Origin of the sequence: Myxococcus sp. NMCA1, assembly GCF_026810205.1 — a bacterium.
Taxonomy (GTDB): domain Bacteria; phylum Myxococcota; class Myxococcia; order Myxococcales; family Myxococcaceae; genus Myxococcus; species Myxococcus xanthus_A.
In genome coordinates, this window is the sequence record NZ_CP113950.1 from 4,906,904 (window position 1) to 4,931,814 (window position 24,911).

The following is a 24,911-nucleotide window of genomic DNA, read 5'->3' on the forward strand; positions in this document are numbered from 1 at the left end:
TCCTATGCGACCAGGGGCTTCCGGCCTTCCATGGGAATGACCTCGATGCGGTCCCCCACCCACTTCCGGAAGTGTGCGTCCAGGTCGTAGTTCTCTTGCTTCCAACCGTCCTGGACGGAGCCCGTCACCAACGAGCTGAAGAAGAGCTTCTTGCCGGTGACGATCTCCTCGGTGCCCATCATCCCGTCCGGCCAGATGAGGAAGTAGTAGCGGCTGTAGTTGACGGTGCGGTCCGACAGGCGAATCTGCATGTCGGGGTAGCGCTCCCGCAGCCGCTCCACGGTCGCGGTGACATGCGACGTCTCCTCCGGCATCAACTCGCCGTAGATGTGATAGGCGCGGCCGGCGGAGAGCGTCCAGGAGATGGCCCAGTCGCGGATGCCCCGCTCGTAGATGAACTGGGCCAGCTCCTCGACATGCTGGCTGTTGTGGCGGTTGAGACAGGTCAGGATTCGCGGCGCCACGCCATTGTCCACGCACAGGCCTATGGCCCGGAGCGTCTCCTGGTAGGTGTTACCCTTGGCGTTGCGGCTGGGGCGAATCTCGTTGTTGACCCGCTCGTCCATGGAATCGAGGCTGATTTCCACGCGCGTGCAGCGAGACACCGTCTTCATCATCTGCTGCGTCAGGAAGGTGCCGTTGGTGCCGAGGATGGTGGCGACACCATGGTCCGTGAGCTTGTCGATGACGTTCAGCGTGTCTCGGCGCATCAACGGCTCACCGCCAGAGAGAATCTGTCGCATGATTCCCGCGCGGATGACTTCGTCGGCCACCTTGAGCTGCTGGGGCGTGGAGAGCCGCTTCGACGGCAGGTCCTCGACGTTCCCGTAGCAGTGGATACACACGAGGTTGCACGGCGCAGTGACCAGCCATCCACAACCGATGGGACTCCGCGGCACAGGCACGCAACCCTCGAACACCTTCGCCGAGAACTCATCGCGGAGGTTGTCGTAGATGATGGTGCCCCAGCTCTCCTGGCGCTCTCTGATGCGTACGGACATGGTGAGGAATTAAGAACAGCCCCGCAGCCGACAATGGGCCGCAGAGCCTTGGTTGATGAATCTGAGCCGCCCAATCGAAAGACACACCACGCCCGGGAGGACGCCCCTGCCGCCTTGGGCATGGGTACAGTCACGTCCGCCCGACAGCGCCCCCGAACCTTCCGGGGCTCCCCCTCGTGACCTCTTGAAATAGAAGAGCCAGCCTACGCTGACGTCACAGAGATGTTACGCGGGTTTCACTTTATCCGCAAGAGCGAGTTTTTCTGTTTCTTCATGACGTCCCTGAAAGAGGCTCATCTGCCGCGACATTCTCTTTAACTCACGCCACTGACATCGCGGTGTCGGACGCCACCGCGAGCCAGCGCCGGCTCCGCGCTCCGAACGCATCGCTTCCGCGGAGAAGCGGTGGATGCCCCCGGCAACGCAATCACAGACATCCCGAATCCATCAAGACCGGCTCAAGCGCGTGTCAATTCACGAAGACACGGAGCCGCGCACGGATACCCGGAGACTCAATACAAGGTCCCACACTCGGCGATCCGCTGGACTCGGAGCGCGGCGAGCCGCGCCAGGGGCATGGCCACTTCGGCCCCCTCCAGCGCCGCCACCGCTCGAGCCACGGCATCCAGGGTGGACATCCCGGAGGGGTGCGAGGGTTCGCGGAGCCGGAGCAGTCCTGGCTCCGGTGGCGGCAGCGCCAGGCGAGGCAGCGTCCGTAGCGCGGCGACCCGTTGTGTCATCCGCCGCGCCTGGGACCAGCTCGCGTCCAGCACCACCAGTTGCCGCGGTGGCGGTGCATCGGGCGGCGCGGGCGGCCCATCGGGATAGAGCAGCCACGTCCCGGGCTCGGAGAGCAGCTCCAGCTCCGCGCTCCCACTGAGGGAGCCGTGGATGAGGCGCTTCGAGTTCACCAGCGCCAGCGCGGCCACGCCGCCGGTGTTGCTCTTCTTCGCGATCTCCATCACGTGCTGCAGGAGGAGGATTCGCGTCCGCGTGTGGACCTGGGGAATCTCGTCACACAGGCACAGGTGAAGCGCCAGGTTGCAGCGGGAACAACGCGGGCGACTGGCGAGACGGGAAGACACTGCCCCCATCTTGGTCCGGCCCTTGGACGAACAGAAGCACTCGTTTCCCCCTGGCCCTCGTGCTGGGATGCTTCGTCATGGGTGATTGGGCGGTGACGACGCACTGGACCTGGACACGGCCGCGACTGCCTGAAGCCAGGGACTTTCCGAGCGACCGCTGGGCTGCCCGGGAGCCCTCCGGCGCAAGCCGCTTCGCGCGAGCCGCGGCGCTGCAGGGTGAAGACGCATCCCTCCCGCCAGCGGTTCAACACGCGGTGCTGTGTCTGCGCACCTCCATCCGCTTCGAGCGCCCTCTTGCATCCTGGAGTCTGAGCGAGAGCCATCTGGACTCGGCCCCCGCCGCCCGCGTCGCTGAGGCGCTCATCGCCGGGGACGGATGGAATGCGTGGTGGGACTCTTCACTTTCGAGTTCGGCTGGGTCCACACAGGCGTCCTGACGCTGTTCATCGACAATTCGATGGAGCGAAGTGGGGCCGAACTCGAAATGACAGGCCGGTTCAACGCACTCTCCGAAACAAAGGAGGTCGGCCCGTTCGCGCACTCCCTGTACATGGAGCGGCCCACACCGGTCCCGATGCCCCTCGTCGCCTGGCCCTTCCCCACGCGGTAACTCGGTCTGCCAGTGGCCCTGCGAGCACGATGAGCATCCGCTCACCGACACTCCCGGTGGTTGTCCGGCCACCTCATTTGTAGGAGGCTGCGCCGCCAATGACTCCGGAGCGTCGAAAGTACCTTGTCGTGGGCGGGCTGGCCACGCTGTTGCTCATCCTCGACCAGTGGACGAAGGTCCTGGTCCGCGAGCATGTGAAGCCCCTGGGCTACACCGGCATGAGCGTCTTCGGCGACGTCATCCGCTTCCAGTACGTGGAGAACACCGGCATCACCTTCGGCATGTTCCGGTCGCTGCCCTACGCCCAGCTCATCCTCAGCGCGGTGGCCATCCCCGTCTTCCTGCTGGTCATCCACCTGGTCCGCCAGACGCCCGCGGACCACTACCGGCTGCACGTCGCGCTCGGCCTCGTCGGCGCCGGCATTGGCAACCTGATTGACCGCGTCCGCCTGGGCAGCGTGACGGACTTCGTCGTTGCTGACCTCGGGTTCTGGCCTCTGAACCCCTGGTATGCCTTCAACGTCGCGGACGCCGCGCTCGTCGTCGGCGCCATCTTGATGGCCTTCGACTCACGTCGTCCGAAACCGGCCCCTGCGCCCGCTCCCGCTCCGAGTCAGGGCGACTAGCCAGGGCGTGGGCGCGCGGTCGCTTCCTCGCGACGCACCACGCAGCAGGGGAATCCGCCGCGAGCGGCCAGCCCGGAACAATCCCTCCAGCACCAATGTGTACCCCTGGAGCTGGAGGTCCGTGATGCGGCCAGCTTCTCCAGATACTCGGCGGTCGGAGTGCCCTCCGCGCACTGGTGGATGCATGCATTTTCCCGCATCGGGTGAGCAATGAAGACAGGACTGCCGTGCGCCATTGGAAGACGTGCCCGCCGCCCTGCCATGCGACCGACCTGCACCGGTTTGGATCGCCCGCACCAGGCGAGCGCGCTCCATTCTGGAGCACCGATGGGCGCACCCAAGGCCCTCACCCCTGATTCCGGGCACTTGGGAATGGCACACACCATGCTCTGAGGCTCCGGGCATGAGGGCGTCCCAGGCGGAGGCCCCCCATTCAAGGAGACTCACGATGGAAGTCCGGTTTCATGGCGTTCGGGGGAGCATCGCGGTGTCGGGCTCGCGCATTGGCGGCAACACGGCCTGCGTGGAGGTGACCAGCCAGGGCCACCGCCTCATCCTGGATGCCGGGACGGGCATCCGCGCACTGGGCGAAATCATGATGCGCGAGGGCGCGCCCCAGAAGGCCACGCTCTTCTTCTCGCATCTGCATTGGGACCACGTGCAGGGCTTCCCCTTCTTCACGCCGGCCTACCTGCCCACGTCCGAGCTGACGCTCTACGGCCCGGGCGCGAATGGGGCCCAGGCGCTCCAGTCCGAGCTGGCCGCGCAGATGCAGCCGCCCCACTTCCCGGTGCCGCTGAGCATCATGCGCTCGCGGATGGACTTCCGCTCGGCGCTGCATGCCCGGCCCGTGGAGGTGGGCCCCTTCCGCGTCACGCCCATCGACGTGCCGCACCCGCAGGGGTGCCTGGCGTACCGCGTGGAGGCGGATGGTCATTCGTTCGTCTACGCCACGGACGTGGAGGTGCGGGTGCAGGACCTCGCGCCGGAGGTGGGCCGCCTCTTCGAGGGCGCGGATGTCCTGTGCCTGGACGCGCAGTACACGCCGGACGAATACGAGGGCCGCACGGGCGTGGCGAAGAAGGGCTGGGGCCACTCCACCATGATGGATGCCGCGGGCGTGGCCGGGCTGGTGGGGGCGCGCCGACTGTGCCTGTTCCACCATGACCCGGCGCACGGTGACGACGTGCTCGAGGACATGGCGGAGCAGGCCCGCGCCCTCTTCCCCGTCTGCGAGCCCGCACGCGAAGGCCAGCGGCTGGTGCTGGGCCGCGCGGCCTGAGAGGGGCGGTCCCATGCCGTCTGGATGTTATGGTGCGGCCTCCGCGTTCGTCCTTCCGCCGTTGCCCGCCATGCCCCAAGCCCCCTCGGACGTCTCCCAGGTCCTCCTCCCCTTCGGAGGACTCGTTGGCAGGGAGGTGGACCTCGACGCGTTCCTCCAGACGCTGATGGACCGCATCGCCATCACCCTGCAAGCGGACCGCGGCACCCTCTGGCTGCTGGACCCGGCCCGCCGCGAGCTGTTCAGCCGCGCCGCGCACCTGCCCGAGGTGTCCCAGATTCGCGTCAAGCTGGGCCAGGGCGTCGCAGGCACCGTCGCCGAGGCGGGCCACGCCATCAACGTGCCGGACCCGCGCGGCGAGCAGCGCTTCTTCGCGGACATCGACCGGATGACGGGCTACCGCACCACCAGCCTGCTCGCCGTGCCACTGCGCGACGGGGACGGCGCCCTCTACGGCGTGCTCCAGGTCCTCAACCGCCGCGGCGAGGACCGCTTCACCGGCGAGGACACGCAGCGGCTCACCGCCATCGCCTCGCAGGTGAGCACCGCCCTCCAGAGCACCAGCCTCTACCAGGAGCTCCAGCGCGCGAAGGACCAGCCCCAGGTACCGGTGGGCTACTTCTTCAACCGCATCATCGGCGAGTCCCCGCAGCTCCAGGCCATCTACCGACTGGTGCGCAAGGCCGCTCCCACCGACGCGACGGTGCTGCTACGCGGCGAGAGCGGCAGCGGCAAGGAGCTGTTCGCCCGTGCCGTCCATGTGAATGGACCCCGCAGGGACCAGCCCTTCATCAAGGTGGACTGCGCGGCGCTGCCCGCCACGCTCATCGAGAACGAGCTCTTCGGCCACGAGCGCGGCGCCTTCACCGGCGCGGACCACCGCGTGCCCGGCAAGTTCGAGGCGGCCAGCGGCGGCACGGTGTTCATCGACGAGATTGGCGAGCTGCCCCTGCCGGTGCAGGGCAAGTTGCTGCGGGTCATCCAGGATCGCGAGTTCGAGCGCGTGGGCGGAACCCAGGCCGTGAAGGTGGACGTGCGCATCGTCGCGGCCACCCACCGGGACCTGGCCCGCATGGTGGCCGAGGGCCGCTTCCGCGAGGACCTCTACTACCGCATCAAGGTGGTCGAGGTGGTGCTGCCGCCGCTGCGGGAGCGCGGCGCGGAGGACATCGAGCGGCTCGCCCGCCACTTCGTCGCAGCCGTCGCCCGGAGGCACCGGCTGACGCCGCCCCGCCTCAGCGCCGCCGCGGTGGAGCGCCTCAAGCGCTACCGCTGGCCCGGAAACGTGCGGGAGTTGGAGAACTGCATCGAGAGCGCCGTGGTGCTCTGTGAAGGGGAGATTCTCGAAGAGCACCTGCCCCTGCCCAATGTGGACCGGGCCGCCCTGGCGCCTCCCGCAGCCTCTCAGGGTGTCAACGCGCCAACTGCACCCGCGCCCATGGATGCGGGCCTGCTGCCACTGGCGGAGGTCGAACGCCGCCACATCCTGCGCGTGCTGGACGCCGTGAAGGGCAACCGCACCGCCGCGGCCCGCGTGCTGGAGATTGGCCGCAACACGCTCGCGCGGAAACTCAAGGAGTACGGCCTGGGCGACGAGCCCTGACGCACCGCACGGAGGCGGCCTCCACCCCACCCTCCAGGGCATCTGTCCGCTGACCACCGGTCTTTTCTGGTATCCGCCTTGTTCCGAGCTGAGCAACGGCGTACGACAAAGAGACCTCCGGCCCACGTGCAGGAGGCTTCAGCCCAGGGGGACGCGCATGAAAGTGGTCAACAAGCTGCTGGAGAAGCTTCCCGACGTCGTGGCGGGCAAGGTGCCCGACGTGAAGCTGCAGGACCAGGACATCAAGGTGCCGCTGGCCCAGGGGACCTTCACGGAAGAGAAAATCCTTCCGCCCAAGCTGGCCATGCACGGCATCACCCTCTCCTTCGAAACCACCGGCGAAGCGTCCATCCGCAACTTCAACTCGCTGGGCGACGTGGACGAAAACGGCATCGTCGGCGAGCCGAGCCCGGAGAGCGCCGAGGCAGGGCCCCGGCCCCAGCTGCTGCTGGGCAGTGACATCGGGTGGATGCGCTACCAGGTGTCCGCGCGCGTGAAGGCCGCAGTGAGCGCCAGCCTGTCCTTCCTCGCCTCCGAGAACCAGACGGAGCTGTCCGTCACGCTCAGCGACTACCGCGCGCATCCGCTGGGCCAGAACATGCGCGAGGCGGTGCGCTCCGACCTGTCCGAGCTGCGGCTGATGCAGGCCACCGACCTGGCCAAGCTGACCACGGGGGACGCGGTGGCGTGGCAGGCCCGCGGCGCGCTCCACACACGGCTGGAGCTCAACTGGGCGGACATCTTCCCCACCAACCTCAACCGCCTGGGCTTCCTGCGCGGCAACGAGCTGCTCGCGCTGAAGACCAGCGCCAAGGCCAGCCTCTCCGCCCGGGTGTCCCTCACCGACGACTACCAGCTCAGCTTCTCCCGTCCCCGTGCCGGCCGCATCCAGGTCGCCGTGCGCAAGGTGAAGTCCCATGAGCAGGCGCTCTCCGCCGGCCTGGGCATCACCGTGGAGCTGCTGGACCCGGCGGCGGTGAAGGCCCAGCTGGGCCAGCTGTTGGAGGCGCTGCTGGGGCCCGTCCTTCGCGACCTCGTCAAGAAGGGCACCACCGCGGTGGAAATCATGGACGGCCTGGTGGACAAGGCCAGCAAGGCGAAGCTGGACGACAACCAGAAGAAGGTGCTGGGCCTGGTGCTGGAGCGCCTTGGCATCGACCCGCAGCTGGCGGACCCGGCCAACCTCCCGCAGGCCTGGGCCGACTTCAAGGCCCGCGTCGCCGAGGCGCTGGAGAACGCCGTCCGCTCGCAGGTCGCCGAGGGCTTCGAGTACGAATACCTGCGCCTTTCGGAGGCCTCCACGCTGCTGGAGGTCGTCGTGGAGGACGTCACCGCGATGCGCTTCCACGAGTCCCTGCTCAAGGGCAACCTGGTGGAGCTGCTGAAGTGGATGAAGAGCCTCCCCGCCCAGCAGAGCGAGTTCGAGCTGCGCAACTACCTCCACGCCACCACGCTCACGCGCCAGCAGGCCTACGGCTTCTCCCTGGGGGTTGGCTCGTTCGAGCTGCTCAAGGCGAAGAACGTCAGCAAGCAGTCCTGGGTGACGCAGGAGAACTTCCAGGGCGCCCGGCGCATGGCGTTCCTCGGACGCCGGGGCTACGAGGACAAGCTGCTGGGCACCCGCGGACAGTGGGTGGTGGATCTGAAGGCGGACATGACGCGCTTCTCCCCCACCCCCGTGGCCTCCGACTTCGGCTACGGACTGCACCTGATGCTGTGGGGACGGCAGAAGAAGCTGTCGCGCAAGGACCTTCAGCAGGCGGTGGATGACGCCGTCGTCTGGGGCGTACTTGACGCGAAGGACGCGGCCACCGTCATCAGCGTCATGCAGGAGGACGTGGGCAAGCACCCCATCGAAACGCGGCTCGAGCTGAAGATGGCGGATGACTCGTTCCGCGCCCTGGTGCCCCGCATCCAGACGCTCGAGCTGTCCCGCTTCTCACGCGCCCTGGCCCGCGCGCTCCCATGGAGCGAGCAGCTTCCCCGCGCCTCCGCCGAGTTCCGGCGCGCGGTCTACGCCCCCATCTGGGAGGCCTACCTCCGCGAGGTGCAGGAGCAAGGCAGCCTCATGCTGAATGACCTGTCACCCAGCCGCGCCGCGCAGATCGCCAAGTGGTACTTCCAGAAGGACCCCACGGTGCGCGACCTGGGCAAGGACCTGCAGCTCATCGAAAGCGAGTGGCGCCCGGGTGGCGGCAACTTCAGCTTCGCGGAGGTCATCTCGAAGAACCCCAACACGCTCATGCGGTGCAGGAACTTCGTGAGCGGCATGGTGCGCCTGCGCCGCGCCATTGATGAACGCAAGGCCCCGGACGAGCTGCGCACCGTGTTCGGCGAACTGGAAGGCATGTGGACCACCGGCTTCCACCTGCGCGCCGCGGGCTCCCTGCTCTCGGACCTGGCGCAGTCCACGCCGCTAGGCCTCGCGGGCGTCGAGCGGACCCTCACCGTGCGGGTGGCGGACAGCGAGGAACAGCTCGTGTTCTCCACCACGCGAGGCACCGGAGCAGACTGAGCGCGTCCCGAGCGGCCTGGGCGTCAGTGCTCGGACCGCGAGGCCCACGGGCGCATCACGCTCCTTGCGCGGCGGTACGGACCCCGCCGCGCGTCTCACAGCGCCCGTGACAGGACGACGGCCGCTGCCATGGACAACACCCCGGCCGCCGCGAAGTGCCGCCAGGCCCGGCGCGCCAGCGTCTCACTGGTGGCCGGCGCCTGGGGTCCCAGCACCAACATCGCGGGGCCACCCTCCCGACCGACCAGGGCGTAGCTGCCCTCGACAGGGCCCCTCCGGAGTTCGCCCACCACGAGGCAGGATTCGCCCACCGCGCCCACGCGCTCCCAGGACAGGGCCTCGGGTTCGATGGCGGGCCTCGGGCTGGGGGCGTCCGTGGACGGAACGTTCATTCCACCCGGGGCTGGGCTCAGGCTGGCCGCAGACTCTCGCGCGCGCGCTGTCACCGGATGCTCCGTCTGATACCAGGACGCGGGCACCGTGCCTGGCAGGGCCTTGCACCGGCGGACCTCCACCGGGGCCATCAGCGACGCGGGCGAAAAGGACACAGAGGCACGGGCGCGCTGGCCCCGCAGCGCCAGCACCGGCGCATACGCGCGCTCACGCGACAACAGCGGCCCGCGCCGGCCGTCCGCCGCCACCTCGCGCACCTCCGCGTCGAAGAAGACACACGGCACGCCGCCGGGCGACGTCAACGTCGACTCCGCGTCCAGGACGCCGTGATAGACGCCCCAGCCCGGGGACGCACCGGCACGCAGGGCCGCCACCGCTTCATCCAGCGGCACCGGTGCCGAACCCCGCAGCACGTTGGCCCGGGTCCGGGCCCAGGCGCCCCGCAGCGCCAACCCCGCGGCCAGCACCAGCAGGACAGAGCCCATGGCCTTCACGGCCGTCTCCGAGGCCAACACCGCCCCGGTCCCCTGGACGTGCCGCAGCACGACGAGCGCCACCCCCGCCAGAAGTCCGAACCACAACAGGGGCACGCGGTAGGGACGGGACGCCACGTCCTTGCGCCCGTAGGCGAAGGCCGCCACCAACAGTCCCAACAGGCACGCCGCGTAGACCGGCGCCAGTGCCATGCGCCACAGCTCCATCCCGTCCCCCTGAAGGCTCGGCATGGACTCCCGCGAGGCGGAACATGCCGAGAGCAAGGTGGGGATGGAGCGGCGTCCGCGCAAGCCTTCGCTTGCCGTGCGGGCTACTCGGGGCCGGCGGCGACGCGGCGGACGGGCCGGGGCATCAGGTGCCCCCGGACCTTCAAGTCATCGAACGAGCAGGACAGGTTGCGGCAGCCCAGGGCCACCTTGCCCACGCGGTCCTCCAGGCCCACCAGGAGCTTGCGGGCGAAGCGCTCGTTGTTGAGGAACGCCTCCACCAGCACGCCCGAGCTGTTCCGGCGCAGCTGCAGCCGCACCTGGTAGGGGCCGTGGGCCGGCAGCGGCATCTCGTCCTCGACGAGCGCCTCCGTGTCCTGCGCGCTGTTCCCCACCACCTCGCGCCCGTCCGGCATGAAGTAGCGCCACGACAGCCGCATGCCCACGTCCGGAATGGCGAACGCGGAGACCTGCAAGTCCTTGATGCGGAACGCCAGCTCGCCGTAGTGCTGCGCATCCGCGTCCTGCGCGTACTCCGGTCCCAGCTGCGCCACGTCCATCAGCACTTCGGCCGTGAAATCGTTGGACGAGAAGTAGCGCTGCGCGATGTACGCGCGCGGAATCAGCCGCCGCCCATTGGTCTCCTTGCCCGCCTGCAAGGCCTGGAGCTCCCCATCCACCAGCCGCCATTGGCCACTGTGGACGTTGACCTCCTCGTTGCCCTCGTTGAAGCCCAGCTCCAGGCGCGAAGTGCCCCCGGCCTTGGCGGGCGCCGCGAAGGAGAGCGATGAGAAGACCTCGCCGTAGGTGTTCGGCGGCAGCGCCCGGTTGCCGGGCTTCACCTGGACGCCCTTCGTGCCGATGATGACGCGCTGGTCGTCGCCCAGGTGGAGGCTCACCGGCCCCACGAACCACCGGACCGCGAAGCCCAGCAGCGCCAGCCCGCCCACCACCGACAGGCCACCGCGCACGCGCCGCCAACCCGAACGGAGCTGACGCGACAGCGCGGTCTGCCGCACCGGCCGTACCGGCCGTACCGATCGCGCGGCAGCGGGCACCATGCGCCCGTCCAGGTTGCTCTGCGGAATGCCCGGCGCGGAGCTGGTGGCAATCATCGCCTCCAGCGCGGCGCACAGCTCGCCGGCCTTCTCGTAGCGCGCGGCCGGGTCCTGCTCCAACAGGCGGTCCACCACCGGGTCCACGCGCGGGTCCAGCCCCGGCACCTTCGAGGAGGGCAGCTTGAAGCGGCCCAGCGGCAGCTCCCCGGTGAGCACCTCGTAGAGGATGACGCCCAGCGAGAAGAGGTCCGCGCGCCCGTCCACGTTCTTCGCGTCGCGGCGCTGCTCGGGAGCCATGTAGTTCAGCGTGCCCATGGCCACCGACGTCGCGGTGAGCTGCAGGCGCGAGTCCGGCGCGCGGATGCCCGCGAGGCCGAAGTCCGCCACCTTCACGTGCCCGCGCCCGTCCAGCAGGATGTTCTCCGGCTTCAGGTCGCGGTGGATGATGCCCTTGTCGTGCGCGCACTCGATGGCGCGCGCCACCGCCAGGAGGAGCTTGATGCCCTTCTCCGGCGTGAGCCCGGCCGACATCGCCTCGCGCAGCGAGCGGCCTTCCACGTACTCCATGACGAAGTAGTAGTGCTCGCCCGCCACACCCCGGTCGATGATCTGGATGATGTGCGGATGGTTGAGCGCCGCCAGCGCCGTGGCTTCCTTCTCGAAGCGCGTGACGAACTCCGGGTCCTTCGCGAGCCGCGGCGGCAGCAGCTTCACCGCCACCGTGCGCCCCAGCGACTGCTGCCGCGCGAGCCACACCTCGCCCATGCCGCCGCGCCCGAGCATCTCCAGCAGCTCCAAGCCCGGCAGGTCCACCTTGCCAGCGCCCACGAAGGTGCTGTCCTCGTGCGCGTTCAGCGCCGAGTGCGCAGTGTCCGAGCCCGTCTTCGCGGACGAGCGAACCAACGTCTGCTCCACTGACGCGTCCGAAGCTCCGTTGCTGGAAGGCATGGCCACACCACTGGTCCCCGGCGCCGCCACGCCTGGCAGCCCGCTCCCGTCGCCGCGAGGCCCGGAGCGCGCGGGCTCCGGAGCGCGCGAAAGGGAGATGTCGATGCCCGGCTCCGGCTCCGCGTGAGGAACCACCGTCACCACGCCGGAGGTCCCATTGGCCGGAGGGCGCTGCTCCTGGATGCCGCTGCCCGTGGGCACCATCGTGTTGCGCGCCACCTCGGCGGCCATGTCACCCCGGCGGGCCTCGAACCGGATGCCGCAGCGGCACTGGACACGCTGGCCGCTCACGTAGACGCGGATGTCGTGTGGATGGCCGCAGTTGGGGCAGGCCTGCGTCGTCGGGCTCATGCTCGGCGTGAGGAGGAAGCGGCGGTGGTGTATTCCAGCCCGTGGACGCGGTAGGTCGGCACGGCCTTCTCCTTGCCCTTCACCTGGAGGGCCGGCAGCCCCTCCACGTCGAAGCCGGCGCCCGCCCTGCGCACCGTGGACTCGGAGGCCAGCACCTCGCCGCTCTTCGCCATGCCACATAGGCGCGAAGCGGTGTTCACCGTGTCGCCAATGGCGGTGAACTCGTGGCGTTCGGCGCTGCCCATGTAGCCGACAACGGCCTGCCCGGTGTTCACCCCGATGCCGACCTCAATGGGCTGCTTGCCCGCGGCCACGCGGCGGCGGTTCAGCTCATGCACGGCGTCTTGCATCTCCAAGGCGGCCCGAAGCGCGCGGGCGGCATCGTCCGGGTGCGACAGCGGCGGCCCCCAGACGGCCATGACACAGTCCCCAATGAACTTGTCCAGGTTCCCCTCGTGGCGGAACACCACCCCGGCCATGGCGGTGAAGAATGCGTTGAGCATGTCTACCACCTCTTGCGGAGAATCGTTCTCCGAGATGGTGGTGAACCCGCGGATGTCCGCGAAGAGGCAGCTCACCTCCGCCAGCCGGCTCTGCGCCAGGTCTTCCGTCTCACCGGCGATCACCGCGTCGGCGACGGCCTTGGACAGGAAGCGGCTGAGCTCCGCGCGCGTCACGGCCTCGGCGCGGATCTGCTCGGCCAGCGCCGCGTTCTCCAGCGCGATGCTCGCCTGCGAGGCGATGCCGGAGAGGATGGTCAGGTCCTTCTCCGAGAAGGCGTTGATCTGCTGCCGGCTGTCCAGGAAGAGCACCGCCTGAATCTTCCCGTTCACCTTCAGCGGCACCGCCATGGCGGACCGGATGCCCTGCGCGACGATGCTCTCCGCCGCGGAGAAGCGCTCGTCGATGATGGCGTCCGCCGTCAGCACCGCCTTGCCCGTCTCCACCACGCGCTTGAGCACGGTGTCGGACAGCATGACGTTGACGGCCTTGTCGGAGCGGTGGTGCACCGCCGACGGGATGAATTCGCCGTCCGCGGCCACCTTCAGGATGACGCCGTGGTCCGCGGCCAGCAGTTGGAAGGCCACCTTGAGGATCTGCTCGAAGAGCCCCGTCTGGCTGCCCTGCAGGCTCACCTGACGGTGGAACTCATGGGCGATGCGCAGCTTCTCGTAGTCGCGGCGAAGCGCCTCCACGTCCGACACCTGCTCGGCGGGCCGGAAGTTCTGCGGCACCTGGTCCATCTGCGCCAGGAAGGCCGGCATGGAGATGGACTGCGCCACCACCGTCACGCCCGGCGCGGTGGGCGCGGTGGCCTGCGCCACCGGCTCCCCGCTGTGGAAGATGAGCCGCGAGGCGCCCAGGGAGATTTCGTCCCCGTCGCGCAGCTTGAGCTCCTTCACCCGGCGGCCATTCACGAAGGTGCCGTTGGACGAGCCCAGGTCCTTGAGGATGAAGTCCTTGCCCACGCGCTCGATGACCGCGTGTTCCTTGGAGACCTCCCGGTCCACCAGCCGCAACGTGTTGGACGGATGCCGGCCCAGGGACGTCGCCGGCCCCAGGGGAAACTCTCCGAGCGTGCCATCCGCGAAGCGCCCTGTCAGACGGGGGCCGCGAATCTGCCCGGGTTTGGGAGCGAAAGGGACGGGGGACTGGCTCACGCGGAAATCCTCACCGGCCCGGACACTACCAGAGGCCATCGGCACCGGGGAACGCTCGGAAATCACCACTGCACGGCCGAGCAGCGTCCGCCTGGCGGGACGGCTCCTCAGCGACGGGCCGCCGGCTTCCTGTCCGCACCGCCCGCCCGGATGGCCAGGCCCACCGAAGGCATCACGGTAACGCCCCCCAGGTTCCGCTCCATCCCGAAGAGCTGCGGCCTGCTCCGGAAGTAGCCCCCCGTCACCTCGGCATAGAGGTGGACGTACCGGTAGCCCACGGCGATTCCCAGCGTGGAGCCCACGAAGTGGCTGCCCACCGTCGCGGGAAGCGTCGCGTCGAAGCCCGACACCGGCTTCCCCTGCTGGGAGTAGTCCACCAGCCGCGCGTCCAGCCGGGTGCGACTGTAGATGTACTTGGGCGCCGCGTAGAGCTTGAAGACGTCCCCCCAGTCCGCGCTGAGGTACAGGGGCACCTCCACGTCGTAGCGGCTGAAGTCGTTCATCTCCACCACCTCCAGCACGTCCAGGACCGGGCTGCTGAAGAAGTGCTTGGACACCCCCACCCCCAGGGACATGTCAAAGGAGCGCTGGCCCAGCTCCAGATAGCGGCCCACCTCATCTCCGCCGTGGGCCAGCTGGAACTTCAGGTCCCCGCGCAGGGAGATGCCGCTGTAGCGCAGGCCCACGTCCAGCCGGTCCACCACCCCCACCCGGACCATCAGCTCCGGATTGACGCCCGGCGGGGCCACCATCAGCGCCACGCCCGCCGTCAGCAGCTCCTGCTGGGCCTCCTCGCTCAGCGTGTAGGGACGGTCATTCGCCACCGCGTCCCGGGCCGCCTCACCCTGCTCGATGCCGGCGTCCACCACCCGGACCAGGGACCCCACCGGGATGAAGAACCCCGCCCCGCCCGTCACCTGGACCTGCCCCGGCGCCAACGTCCGGGCCGTCTGCTGCGTGGACAGCGTGGATGCACACCCCGGAGCCAGGGCCAGGAGCAACAGGGGAAGAATTCGCATGGGAGGTCACGTTATCCCCTTTCTGGCGCAGGTGCTTCATTCCGGGGCGCCGCGCTGGTAAGGGGGGCGCCGTGCGAATCAAACAAAAGCCCGAGGACTTCTCCGTCAAGGAGTCATACCGTTTCGACGAAGTCGACTCGGGACGTCACCGCGTCTACCTGATGGACAAGCAGAAGCTGTCCACCTTCGACGCCGTGACCCGGCTGCGGGATGCGTTCGGCCTCAAGCCCGGCGCCATCAGCTACTGCGGCCTCAAGGACAAGCAGGGCCGGACCGAGCAGATCATCGCGGTGGACGGCGCCGACGTGGACATGCAGGAGCCTGACCTGCGGCTGAAGTACCTGGGCCGCACGGACAAGCCGCTGTCCGCCGCCAACATCACCTCCAACCGCTTCTCCGTCACGGTGCGCTCGCTCCAGCCCGAGTCGCTGGGGCCCCTCAACGTGGCCGCCGCCGAGGTCAACCGCCTGGGCGTCATCAACTACTTCGACAGCCAGCGCTTCGGCTCGCTGAAGCACGGCCAGGGCTTCATCGCCAAGGACCTCATCCGGGGCGACTTCGAGGCCGCGCTGCACAACTACATGGCCAAGCCGTCCGAGCTGGACCGGACGGAGGACGCCAAGATCAAGGCCTTCTGGAAGGAGAACTGGGGCCGCTGGGACGCGCGCGTCCCCTACGAGGGCACGCGCAAGTACCACCGCGTCCTCAAGTCCCTGCGCGACCAGCCGGGTGACTACCTGCGCGCCTTCATGCAGATCGACGCGGACTACCGCGCGATGCTGATCTTCACCTACCAGAGCTTCCTCTGGAACGAGGGTGTGCGGCGCTACCTCCAGCTGATGCTGCCGCGCGAGCACCTCTTCCCCATGCGCTACCAGGCCGGCACGCTGCTGTTCCACCGCGACGCCAGCCCGGAGGTGCTCCGCACGCTGCGCGATGCCTCCTTCCCCCTGCTCGCGCCGAACTCGACGTTCAGCGACCCGAAGGTGGAGGAGGCCGTGCGCTGGGTGCTGGGCCGCGAGAAGCTCCAGCTGTCGGACCTGCAAGTCCCCGGCGCCGAGCGCAGGCTCTACTTCAAGCACGAGGAGCGGCCCCTGCTGTCGTTCCCGCACAAGCTCGTCGTGGGCCGCACGCAGGCGGACGAACTCAACCGCGACGACATCAAGGTCAACATCGCCTTCACCCTGCCGCCTGGCGCCTACGCCACCCTGGTCATCAAGCGGCTGTTCCACTTCGAGTACACCGAGGACAGCGCGGAGACCATCCGCGCCTCGCAGCGGCCGAAGCTGGTGGAGGCCGAAGCCGCCGCCGCCGCGCACGAGCCCTCCAGCCGCCGGGGGCCGCCCCGCCGTGACGCGGACGGCGCACGCGCCGGAAGCCGTGGCGCTCCGGGTACGGAGACCCGCCGCCGGCCATCCGGAGACCGCGACACGCGCGCGCCCGCCGGCAACCGCGATGCCCGGGGCGCTGGAGCTCCGGGCCGCCGCCGCACCGGTCCGCGTGAGGTGGAGATCCTCGAGCCCGCCTCGGGCCGCGCCCGCACCCTGGCCGCCAAGGTCCCCGCGCCCCCCCAGGCCGCGGAGCCCGCCGCGCCACTGGGCTTCCGTGAGCGGCAGCGCCAGCGCAAGGACGCCCGCTCGGCCGCGCGCGCGGAGACCGAGGCCAAGCGTGTGGCCAAGGCCAAGCCCCCGAAATCACGGAAGAAATAGAGATGTCTCTCCCGGATGCAATGGGCGGACGGGCGCGCCGTAGACCAAGGCGTGAACGCTCTTGCCCTCGACGACGCTCCCGGGACGCTCGCCCATGCCATCGGGATGCTGATGGCTGAGGAAGCCCCTCCGCTTCCCTGGAAAGCGGACGTGCAGGCCGCCCGCCGAGGTGACCCGTCCGCTTTCGAGTCCCTGGTTCGCAGCGTGCAGCGCCCCGTCTACGGACTGGCGCTGCGGCTGCTCCAGAGCGAGGCCGAGGCCGCGGAGGTGGCGCAGGAAGCGCTGCTTCGCGCCTACCAGAACCTCCACCGCTACGACGACGCGCGCCCGTTCGACCTGTGGGTGCTCGCCATCACCCGCAACCTCTGCCTGGACCTGCTCCGCCGCCGCACCAAGGTGCGCACCGAGGAGCTGGAGCCCATGAAGGAGGTGCTCCCCAGCGGCGAGGCGTCGCAGGAGGAAGGCGCCATCGCGCGCGAGGAGCGGCAGTCGCTGGAGGAGGCCATGGCCACTCTGTCCGTCGAGGACCGGGAGGTGCTCGCCCTCTATTACGTCCAGAAGCGCACGACGAAGGAGATCGCCCAGATCATGGGCTGTGCGCCTGGCACCATCATGGCCCGGCTCTTCCGGGCCCGTGAGAAGCTGCGCAAGAAGATGACGACCGAGGAGGCTCCACGATGAATCCCCACCTGTGCCCGGACCTCGAAGTCCTCTTCGCGGAGCTGGAAGCCGGCGAAGGGCCCGCGCTGGACCACGCCGCCGAGTGCGCCGCCTGCGCCGCCGTCCTGGAAGATCACCGGCTGATGGAGCAGGACCTGTACCGGCTGGCGGATCCCCTTCCCCCGCCCACCCTGGTGGCCAGCGTCATGGCGCGCGTGTCCGCCGAACCCGTGCCCCGGCGCCGCGAGGTCTGGTCCGGGCTGGCCATCCTGCTGACGTCGATGCTGGGCGGGCTGGGCTATCTGGTGATGAGCGACCAGGCGCTCGGCCGGCTGGGAACCGGGCTGGCCTCCGTACTGGTGCAGGGGCGCCCCTTCATCGAAGGCGTACTCAGTGGCGCCAACGCGTTGTGGTCCACCGCAGGCATGACGGTGGCCTGCTCTCTCGCCTTCCTCCTGCTGACGTCGCTGTACGGTCTCAAGCGGCTTGCCGGCACCGGGCCCACTCCTTCCGAAGCGTGAGCGAACCATGAAGCTCCTTCCTCGAATCCTCTTCCCCGCTCTGCTGCTCGGCGCCCCCCTGGCGCTTGCCCAGGACACGGCGCCCCAGGCTGGCGTGACGGCTCCCGCCGCGAGCACCATCGACATCAGCTTCCGCGGCACCCTGCGCGACGCCCTCAAGACGATCGCCGACAAGGGGGGCCTCAATCTGGTCGTCACCGGCGACCTGGACTCGCCCGCCGAGGTCCACCTGCGCGGCGTCACGGCGAACCAGGCCCTGCGCACCGTGGCCCGGGCCTATTCGCTGCGCCTGGACCAGGACGGCACCATCTTCACGCTGCGACCCATGACGGCGCAGGAGAAGCGCGCCGCCGAGTCGGGTGAGTCCGAAGCCAACGTCGACGCCGCGCCGCTCGAGATGGTGGTGCCTTCCATCCCGCCCATCCCTCCGATTCCCGACCTCCCGAACGCGTTCTCCGAGGAGACGCGGAACGAGATGAAGCGCGCCCGGGACGAGATGAAGCGGACCCGCGACGAGGTGCGGCGCAACATGCGTCGCAACGGCAGCCGCAACGTGGTGGCGCGCGGACAGAACCTGGAGGTGAAGGAAGGCCAGTCGGTGGAAAGCGCCGTGGTGTACGGCGGCAACCTGGTGGTCAACGGCCACGTGAAGGATGACGCGGTCGCCTTCGGCGGCAACCTGGAGGTCCACGGCCGCGTGGACGGGGACGCGCATGCCTTCGGCGGCAACGTCATCCTGGGGCCGGACGCACACGTGGAAGGCGACGTGTCTGCCTTTGGCGGCTCCGTGGAGCGCGACGACGCCGCCCAGGTGGAAGGCAGCATCGAGTCCTTCGGCGGCGCGGGGATTGGCCGCATGGTGGCCAGTGAAATCAAGAAGGGCGTGAAGGAAGCCAAGGACCCCTCCGAAAACCGGAGGGACCGCGACGATGACGGCGCGGGCATGGCGGGCTTCATCCTCACCTTCGCGGTGCTCTTCGGGCTCGGCTTCCTGGGTCAGATGTTCTTCCCCGCGCGCATGAAGCAGCTGGGTGAGGAAGTGCGCCGCAGGCCGGTGCAGACGGGGCTCACCGGCTTCGTGGGACTGCTGGCGATGATTCCCCTCACGGTGGTGCTGTGCATCACCATCATCGGAATCCCGGTGGCGCTGGTGCTGTGGATGGCGGCCCCCGTGGCGGCGGCGCTCGGCTATGCGGCGGTGGCGAGCGAGCTGGGCACGCGGCTGCCCATCCTCCGCGGCCGGAAGACGCAGGCGGTGGTGCTGGCCCTGGGGCTGCTGGTGCTGATGGTGGTGGGCTCGCTCCCCATCCTCGGTCCCATCATCACCACGCTGGTCGGCCTGATGGCCCTGGGCGCGGTGGTCCGCACCCGCTTCGGGCACCGGCCGCAGGGCATGCCCGAGCCCATCATCCCCTCGACCGAGCAGCCTGTCTGACAGGGATTGCCGGGTGCTTTGCCCGGCGCGTCACGCACCGACGCGAGTCTTCAGGGGGACTGTCCCGGGCGCCACACGGCCCGAGACGGTCCCCTCTCGTTTTACAGTGTGCGCCTTAGCCAAGCTCGGGCGCGCCATCACCACGCCTATCGGCCAGGCGTGTTGGGCATAGCGCGTCATGCCTTCAGAGGCTTTGACCGCCCGGTCCGCGTGCGCCATTTTGCGCGCACCCTATGCGACGCCTTCCCGACGTACCGCCGCGCGGCCGGGCCATCACCGTGGACCTCGAGGGCGAGAGCCTCCCCGCCATCGAAGGTGAGCCGGTGGCGTGCTCGCTGGTTGCCGCGGGTGAGCCCATGCTCGCCCGCTCCATCAAGTACCACCGGCCGCGAGGCCCCTACTGCTTCGCCGGGGCCTGCTCGCATTGCCTGATGCGGGTGGACGGCGTGCCCAATGTCTACGCGTGCCGCACGCCCGCGCGGGACGGCATGAAGCTGGAGCGGCAGAACGCCTACCCCTCCGCGAAGGTGGACATCTTCGAGAGCATCGACTGGTTCTTCCCCAAGGGCATGGACCACCACGAGATGTTCGCCGGCGTGCCGGTGGCCGAGCAGGTGATGGCCAAGGTGGCGCGGCAGCTCGCGGGGCTGGGCCTGCTGCCCAAGACGCCCGCGCCAGTGACGGCGCCCGCGCGCACGGTGCGCACCCGCGTGGCCGTGGTAGGCGGCGGCGCGGCGGGACTGGCGGCGGCGCGCGTGCTCACCGAGCGGGACGTGGGCTTCCTCCTCATCGAGCGGGACGACGCGCTCGGTGGCCGGCTCGCGAACGGCGTGCCGGAGGCCGGCGGCCCCAGCCTGGACGACATCCACCGCATCTCCCCCAGCAGCGTGCTCACGCGGGCCACCGCGCTGGGCCTGTATGACGACGATGCGGGGCGCTTCCTCGCGGTGGGCACCTGGGAGGCGGACGCGCCGCGCCTGGTGAAGGTGTACTCGGAGCGCTTCCTGCTCACGCCCGGCGGCCATCCGCCCACGCTCCCCTTCGAGAACAACGACCTGCCCGGCGTCTACGCGGGCCGGGCGGCCAGCCTGCTGCTGCGCCGCTACGACGTGGCGCCGGAGACAGCAGCCCTGGTGGGCTGGGGCGCGGAGCTGCACGCGCTGGCGAACCTGCTCCAGGAACGCGGCACGAAGGTGGTGGCGGTGGTGGACCTGCGGGACACGCCGCCGGCGGGCGCCCATGCCACGGCGGTACGAGGCAGCGAGCCCAAGGCCCATGGCCTGCGCGGCGTGAGCGCCTTCAGCTACACGCGCGAGGGCGGCGGCCGCGAGAAGGTGTCGTGTGACGCGGTGCTGGTGTCCGTCCCCGTCAGCCCCAGCTTCGAGCTAGCGCGGCAGGGCGGCGCGAAGGTGCCGTTCGACGAGAAGCGCGGGCTCTTCGTGGTGGAGACGGACGCGGACGGGCGCACCCAGGCGCCGGACGTGTACGCCGCGGGTGACGTCACGGGCGGAGGCACCGCGAAGGACGCGGCGGCGGCCGGACGGCGCGCGGCCCAGGCGCTGGTGGGAGGGCTGTCATGAGCAAGGCGATGATCTGCTCCTGTGAGGACGTCACCGTCGACGACATCCGTCACGCGGTGTCCCGGGGCTTCTGCGACGTGGAGTCGGTGAAGCGCTACACCGGCTTCGGCACCGGCATCTGCCAGGGCAAGAGCTGCTCGGCGGCGGTGGCCGCGCTGCTGGAGAAGGAGAAGGCGCTCAAGCCCGCGGCCGTGGTGCCCTTCACGCCGCGCCCGCCGCTCTACCCCACCGAGCTGCGGATGATGGCCTCCGCGCCCGTGGACGAGTCCCAGCCGCCCGTGGGCGGGCTGCCGCAGGAAGTGGACGCCTTCCCCGCCGCGCTGCGCCCGGAGGGGCCGGTGCCCGCGAAGGCGAAGGTGGTCATCATCGGCGGCGGCATCATGGGCCTGGCGCTGGCGTACAACCTGGCGCGCGCCGGTGAGACGGACGTGGTGGTGCTGGAGCGCGGCTACCTGTGCGCGGGCGCGTCCGGCCGCAACGGCGGCGGCGTGCGCATGCAGTGGGGCACGCCCTCGCTGGTGGAGCTGGCCAAGCGCTCCATCGAGTTGATGAAGGGCTTCGCGCGCGAGCTGGGCATCAACGTCTGGCTGCGCCAGGGGGGCTACATCTTCCTGGCGAAGACGAAGCCGGTGGCCCAGCGGCTGGAGCGCAACGTCTCGCTGCACAACCGCTTCGGCGTCCCCACCCGGCTCATCACCCCCGACGAGGCGCGCGGCATCGTCCCCGGGCTCACGATGAAGGACTGCCTCATCGCGTCCTACAATCCGGAGGACGGCGTCATCTTCCCCTGGCCCTTCCTGTGGGGCTATGCGCAGGGCTGCCAGAAGCGCGGCGTCCGCGTGGAGACGTACACGGACGTCACCGGCTTCGAGACCAGCGGTGGCCAGGTGCGCAAGGTGAAGACGACGCGCGGCGACATCGCCTGCGACACCGTGGTGCTGGCCGCCGGCGCCTGGAGTCCGCAGGTGGCGAAGCTGGTGGACGTGAAGCTGCCCAACGAGCCGCACCGCCACGAAATCCTCAGCACCGAGCCGCTGAAGCCCTTCCTGGGGCCGCTGGTGTCCGTGCTCGACAGCGGGCTGTACTTCAGCCAGTCCATGCGCGGCGAAATCGTGGGCGGCATGGGCGACGCCAAGGAGCCCGCGGGCCTCAACATGGGCAGCACCCTGCGCTTCGTGTCGCGCTTCGCGCAGGCGCTGATGGAGCAACTCCCCCAGGTGGGCCACGTGAAGGTGCTGCGCCAGTGGGCCGGCTGCTACGACGTGACGCCGGACAACAACCCGATTCTGGGACGCACCCCGGGCCTGGACAACCTGCTCCAGATGTCCGGCTTCGTGGGCCACGGCTTCATGATGGCCCCCGCCGTCGCGGAGCGGATGGCGAAGTGGATGGCCACCGGCGAGTCCGACGAGCTCTTCACCCGCTTCAACCTCCGGCGCTACTCTGACGCGGCGGGCCATTCGCGTGACTTCGGCACCGGAACGCTGGAGCGCGAGGACATGGTCATCGGCTGAGCCCCAGGCCGCGCTGCTCCCGGGCCGCGCCTGGACCCGTCTCCACCGGGTCCGGACGCGGCCCTTGTATTTTTCCGGAGCCTGTCCTGGCCGAAGACAACGGCTGGGGAGCGAATTGACCCGGAACGCACCAGCTCCGGATAGTCTCGCAAATCACGAAAAACACTGGCGGCCGTCAGCGGGGTTGTGAAGCGCCTTTACATCAACAACTGGGTTACCTGGACAGGGACGCACCAGTCGCGTGTGCCGGCACGGTGCTCGCTCCGAGTAGAGACGCTCGGAGTGGAGACATGGCACGGCGCGTGCCTTGGCGCCTCGCCGCGCAATCCAGCGCGAGGAGGTGTTCCGATGTTCCCGAAGAGCGTTCGTGCGCTGTTCCTGGTGGGAGCCCTGTCTGCCTGCGGTACCGAAGCACCTCCCGACGTTCCCAACGCGGACGGCCAGGAGCCGCTGCAGTCGCAGGAGTCCAACGTCATCGTGGGCTCGGTGAACTGGGTGAGCGCCACGACGCTGTCCGGCACGCAGCGCACGCGCTCTCTCGCGGTGGGCTACCTGTCCATTCCGGCGGTGAGCTCGCGTTGCACGGCGTGGCTGGTGTCGCGGGACGTGATCATCACCAACAACCACTGCGTCGGCAGCAGCTCCGAGGCCTCCGGTGCGCGCGTGTCCTTCAACTATGAGGACGGCGTCAGCTCCACCGCTCGCGTCTGGTACAACTGCGGCACGATGATCCGCACCTGGGCCGGCGACGACATGACGGCGCTGCGCTGCACGGCCACCAACGGCCAGCTCCCGGGTGACGTGTACGGCTGGCTGACGGTGGCCAGCGCCAACGCCGCCACCAACGCCAGCATCTACGTGGTCCACCAGAACTGCGACTACTACACGACGAGCGGCTGCACGCCGACGAAGAAGTCCTCGCCGGGCGTGGTGCGCAACGCCAACTACAGCACCACGGACCTGTCCTACGACGCGGACACGCTGGGCGGCTCGTCCGGCTCGCCCGTGCTGTCCTCGTCTTCGCACCAGGTGGTGGGCCTGCACCACATCGGCCTGGGCGGCAACTCGCAGGGCCGCGGCACGGCCAACACCGGCGTGAAGGCCACGCGCGTGAAGGCGCGCCTGGCCGAGATTGGCCTCTAGGTCCGGGCACCCCGCGTCACGCGGGTGATGGCTCGCCCGACAGCGGCAGCGTCTGGGGGGCCTGCCGTGATGGGAGCAGCAACTCCTCCCGCCGCAGGCCCCGCAGCGCCATCCGCCCCAGGCTCCGCTTGAGCCCGCGTGGCAGCAATGGCAGCAGCCGCATCACCCACCGGTGCCCCAGGCCCGGGTACACCAGGGCCTCGCCGCGCTCGAAGCCGGCGAGCGCCTCGCGTGCGCAGCGCTCCAGCGACAGGTGGAAGAAGGGCGCCAGCGACTCCGCGCCCTCCACACCCGCTTCCCACAGCGGCCCCGGAGCCACGCGCGTCACCGTGACGCCCTGCCCCTCCACTTCCAGGCGCAGTGCCTCCGTGAAGCCGTCCAGGAAGCGCTGGGTGGCGGAGAAGGTGGCCGAGCCCGGCAGGATGAGCTGCGCCGCGCCGGAGCCGATGTTGAGGATGCCGCCCCGTCCCCGCTCCAACATGGGCTTGAGCAGCCGGTGCGTCAGCAGCGCGGGCACCCAGACGTTGGCGCGCAACATGGCCTCCACACGCGCCCAGCCCTCCTGGGCATACAGCGCCTGGTCGCCTTCCGCGGCGTTGTTCACCAGCACGTCCACGCGGACGAAGTGCTCCTCCAGCGAAGCGAGCAGCGCATCCACCTGCCGGGGATCGCACACGTCGCAGGATTCGACGAGCACGCCCAGCGTCGGGTAGTTCAGCAGGAGTTCCTCGCGCAGGGGCTCCAGGACCTGGGCCTGATGGTCCACGAGCACCAGGGTCCGAACGCGACGCGCAAGCAGCCGGGCAAGCTCCCGGCCAATCCCCCGGGCCGCGCCGATGATGAGCACGGTTCCTTGGTCGATGGGGAGAGGACGCATGACAAAATCCTCCGTTCGTTGAGGTGCCCATCGTGCGCACGCCTTGCGCGGTCTGCCGCTCCCCCCGCAGGGTTTGCACGCCCGGACAGCAGACAACCGGCGCGGCGCCTGGCACGGCACTTCCATCTAGGGTGCGTCATGCCCAGAAAAGAAGACATGGCGACTGTTTCCCGAATCCTCGTTCCCGTGGACCTGTCGGACGGCTCCCGGGAGGTCATCGACTACGCGGTGAAGCTCGCTCGGCCTTTCAAGGCATCGGTCGAGGTGGTCCACGCCTGGGAGCCACCCCAGTACGTGGCGCCGGACCTGCTGGTGGCCGCGCCGGGGTGGAACTCCCAATCCCTGGAGCACGTCGCAGTGGAGGCAGCGACGAAGGAGCTGACGGCCCAGGTGAACAAGGGGGAGCCCCCGGGCGTCCCGGTGAGCCAGAAAATCGTCGTGGGTGAGGCGGCGTCCACCATCCTCGACCTCGCCGAGCAGGACCAATGCGACCTCATCGTCATGGGCACCCACGGCCGGCGCGGCCTTCCCCGCCTGCTCCTGGGAAGCGTGGCGCAGAAGGTCGTCGCCCGCGCGTCCTGCCCGGTGCTCACCATCCACCTGTCCGAGCAGAAGTAGC

The 24,911-nt window shown here is 69.4% G+C and carries 19 protein-coding genes; 12 read left to right on the top strand and 7 right to left on the bottom strand.

Going from position 1 to position 24,911, the window contains the following annotated elements; all coding sequences use genetic code 11:
- Window positions 1-2: 2 nt before the first annotated feature.
- The gene (locus OZ403_RS20385; RefSeq protein WP_140798593.1) at window positions 3-1,001 is read right to left on the bottom strand and encodes a radical SAM protein; all 999 of its coding nucleotides are present in this window, start codon (window positions 999-1,001) and stop codon (window positions 3-5) included.
- 512 nt (window positions 1,002-1,513) lie between these two features.
- On the bottom strand, window positions 1,514-2,095 hold the full coding sequence (locus tag OZ403_RS20390) for a tRNA-uridine aminocarboxypropyltransferase (RefSeq protein ID WP_140792163.1): 582 nt from the start codon (window positions 2,093-2,095) through the stop codon (window positions 1,514-1,516).
- A 699-nt stretch (window positions 2,096-2,794) separates the two neighbouring features.
- On the opposite strand from OZ403_RS20390, the gene lspA reads away from it, so the two are divergent.
- From lspA to OZ403_RS20410, 4 genes are all read left to right on the top strand, one after another.
- A complete protein-coding gene (lspA, locus tag OZ403_RS20395; protein WP_140792165.1) occupies window positions 2,795-3,322 on the top strand; it encodes a signal peptidase II in 528 nt (175 codons plus the stop codon).
- 448 nt (window positions 3,323-3,770) lie between these two features.
- On the top strand, window positions 3,771-4,604 hold the full coding sequence (locus OZ403_RS20400) for an MBL fold metallo-hydrolase (protein ID WP_140792167.1): 834 nt from the start codon (window positions 3,771-3,773) through the stop codon (window positions 4,602-4,604).
- Between the two features lie 13 nt (window positions 4,605-4,617).
- Window positions 4,618-6,207 (top strand): sigma-54-dependent Fis family transcriptional regulator, encoded by a 1,590-nt coding sequence (locus OZ403_RS20405; RefSeq protein WP_140875594.1) that lies wholly within the window; start codon window positions 4,618-4,620, stop codon window positions 6,205-6,207.
- Window positions 6,208-6,364: 157 nt separating this feature from the next.
- Entirely contained in the window at window positions 6,365-8,722 is a 2,358-nt protein-coding gene (locus OZ403_RS20410) for a hypothetical protein (protein WP_237077249.1), read from the top strand.
- Window positions 8,723-8,817: 95 nt separating this feature from the next.
- On the opposite strand, the gene OZ403_RS20415 is transcribed toward OZ403_RS20410, so the two are convergent.
- From OZ403_RS20415 to OZ403_RS20430, 4 genes are all read right to left on the bottom strand, one after another.
- Window positions 8,818-9,816, bottom strand: a complete 999-nt coding sequence (locus tag OZ403_RS20415) for a hypothetical protein (protein WP_328285544.1) — start codon at window positions 9,814-9,816, stop codon at window positions 8,818-8,820.
- 104 nt (window positions 9,817-9,920) lie between these two features.
- Complete coding sequence (locus tag OZ403_RS20420; protein ID WP_268781515.1) at window positions 9,921-12,173, bottom strand: serine/threonine-protein kinase; 2,253 nt, start codon at window positions 12,171-12,173, stop codon at window positions 9,921-9,923.
- Window positions 12,170-13,834 (bottom strand): adenylate/guanylate cyclase domain-containing protein, encoded by a 1,665-nt coding sequence (locus OZ403_RS20425; RefSeq protein ID WP_268781516.1) that lies wholly within the window; start codon window positions 13,832-13,834, stop codon window positions 12,170-12,172. Before OZ403_RS20425 ends, OZ403_RS20420 begins: the two co-directional genes overlap by 4 nt.
- A 107-nt stretch (window positions 13,835-13,941) precedes the next feature.
- On the bottom strand, window positions 13,942-14,853 hold the full coding sequence (locus OZ403_RS20430) for a hypothetical protein (protein WP_140792175.1): 912 nt from the start codon (window positions 14,851-14,853) through the stop codon (window positions 13,942-13,944).
- 71 nt (window positions 14,854-14,924) lie between these two features.
- On the opposite strand from OZ403_RS20430, the gene truD reads away from it, so the two are divergent.
- The 7 genes from truD (at window position 14,925) to OZ403_RS20465 (ending at window position 23,415) form a co-directional block, all read left to right on the top strand.
- The gene (gene truD / locus OZ403_RS20435; protein ID WP_140855215.1) at window positions 14,925-16,562 is read left to right on the top strand and encodes a tRNA pseudouridine(13) synthase TruD; all 1,638 of its coding nucleotides are present in this window, start codon (window positions 14,925-14,927) and stop codon (window positions 16,560-16,562) included.
- A gap of 111 nt (window positions 16,563-16,673) precedes the next feature.
- The gene (locus tag OZ403_RS20440) at window positions 16,674-17,243 is read left to right on the top strand and encodes an RNA polymerase sigma factor (protein ID WP_237078442.1); all 570 of its coding nucleotides are present in this window, start codon (window positions 16,674-16,676) and stop codon (window positions 17,241-17,243) included.
- Window positions 17,240-17,743 (top strand): hypothetical protein, encoded by a 504-nt coding sequence (locus OZ403_RS20445; RefSeq protein WP_140792181.1) that lies wholly within the window; start codon window positions 17,240-17,242, stop codon window positions 17,741-17,743. The genes OZ403_RS20440 and OZ403_RS20445 overlap by 4 nt, the downstream gene beginning before the upstream one ends.
- Window positions 17,744-17,750: 7 nt before the next feature.
- Entirely contained in the window at window positions 17,751-19,178 is a 1,428-nt protein-coding gene (locus OZ403_RS20450; protein ID WP_174258839.1) for a hypothetical protein, read from the top strand.
- Window positions 19,179-19,411: 233 nt separating this feature from the next.
- Window positions 19,412-20,758: a 2Fe-2S iron-sulfur cluster-binding protein gene (locus OZ403_RS20455; protein WP_268781517.1), complete on the top strand. Its 1,347-nt coding sequence runs from the start codon at window positions 19,412-19,414 to the stop codon at window positions 20,756-20,758.
- Window positions 20,755-22,272: an FAD-dependent oxidoreductase gene (locus tag OZ403_RS20460; RefSeq protein ID WP_140792187.1), complete on the top strand. Its 1,518-nt coding sequence runs from the start codon at window positions 20,755-20,757 to the stop codon at window positions 22,270-22,272. The genes OZ403_RS20455 and OZ403_RS20460 overlap by 4 nt, the downstream gene beginning before the upstream one ends.
- 348 nt (window positions 22,273-22,620) lie before the next feature.
- Entirely contained in the window at window positions 22,621-23,415 is a 795-nt protein-coding gene (locus tag OZ403_RS20465) for a trypsin-like serine peptidase (protein WP_140792189.1), read from the top strand.
- 16 nt (window positions 23,416-23,431) lie between these two features.
- Here OZ403_RS20465 and OZ403_RS20470 read toward each other — a convergent pair whose 3' ends face one another.
- Window positions 23,432-24,292 carry an SDR family NAD(P)-dependent oxidoreductase gene (locus OZ403_RS20470; RefSeq protein WP_140798600.1) on the bottom strand — a complete coding sequence of 287 codons (861 nt, stop codon included), beginning with the start codon at window positions 24,290-24,292 and terminating at the stop codon, window positions 23,432-23,434.
- Window positions 24,293-24,448: 156 nt separating this feature from the next.
- On the opposite strand from OZ403_RS20470, the gene OZ403_RS20475 reads away from it, so the two are divergent.
- A complete protein-coding gene (locus OZ403_RS20475) occupies window positions 24,449-24,910 on the top strand; it encodes a universal stress protein (RefSeq protein ID WP_140792193.1) in 462 nt (153 codons plus the stop codon).
- The last annotated feature ends 1 nt before the right edge of the window (window position 24,911 follow it).

Coding starts and splice junctions, on each gene's coding strand:
- OZ403_RS20385 (WP_140798593.1), bottom strand. CDS start 1,001: ATGTCCGTACGCATCAGAGAGCGCCAGGAGAGCTGGGGCACCATCATC.
- OZ403_RS20390 (WP_140792163.1), bottom strand. CDS start 2,095: ATGGGGGCAGTGTCTTCCCGTCTCGCCAGTCGCCCGCGTTGTTCCCGC.
- lspA (WP_140792165.1), top strand. CDS start 2,795: ATGACTCCGGAGCGTCGAAAGTACCTTGTCGTGGGCGGGCTGGCCACG.
- OZ403_RS20400 (WP_140792167.1), top strand. CDS start 3,771: ATGGAAGTCCGGTTTCATGGCGTTCGGGGGAGCATCGCGGTGTCGGGC.
- OZ403_RS20405 (WP_140875594.1), top strand. CDS start 4,618: ATGCCGTCTGGATGTTATGGTGCGGCCTCCGCGTTCGTCCTTCCGCCG.
- OZ403_RS20410 (WP_237077249.1), top strand. CDS start 6,365: ATGAAAGTGGTCAACAAGCTGCTGGAGAAGCTTCCCGACGTCGTGGCG.
- OZ403_RS20415 (WP_328285544.1), bottom strand. CDS start 9,816: ATGGAGCTGTGGCGCATGGCACTGGCGCCGGTCTACGCGGCGTGCCTG.
- OZ403_RS20420 (WP_268781515.1), bottom strand. CDS start 12,173: ATGAGCCCGACGACGCAGGCCTGCCCCAACTGCGGCCATCCACACGAC.
- OZ403_RS20430 (WP_140792175.1), bottom strand. CDS start 14,853: ATGCGAATTCTTCCCCTGTTGCTCCTGGCCCTGGCTCCGGGGTGTGCA.
- OZ403_RS20440 (WP_237078442.1), top strand. CDS start 16,674: ATGGCTGAGGAAGCCCCTCCGCTTCCCTGGAAAGCGGACGTGCAGGCC.
- OZ403_RS20445 (WP_140792181.1), top strand. CDS start 17,240: ATGAATCCCCACCTGTGCCCGGACCTCGAAGTCCTCTTCGCGGAGCTG.
- OZ403_RS20450 (WP_174258839.1), top strand. CDS start 17,751: ATGAAGCTCCTTCCTCGAATCCTCTTCCCCGCTCTGCTGCTCGGCGCC.
- OZ403_RS20455 (WP_268781517.1), top strand. CDS start 19,412: ATGCGACGCCTTCCCGACGTACCGCCGCGCGGCCGGGCCATCACCGTG.
- OZ403_RS20460 (WP_140792187.1), top strand. CDS start 20,755: ATGAGCAAGGCGATGATCTGCTCCTGTGAGGACGTCACCGTCGACGAC.
- OZ403_RS20465 (WP_140792189.1), top strand. CDS start 22,621: ATGTTCCCGAAGAGCGTTCGTGCGCTGTTCCTGGTGGGAGCCCTGTCT.
- OZ403_RS20470 (WP_140798600.1), bottom strand. CDS start 24,292: ATGCGTCCTCTCCCCATCGACCAAGGAACCGTGCTCATCATCGGCGCG.
- OZ403_RS20475 (WP_140792193.1), top strand. CDS start 24,449: ATGGCGACTGTTTCCCGAATCCTCGTTCCCGTGGACCTGTCGGACGGC.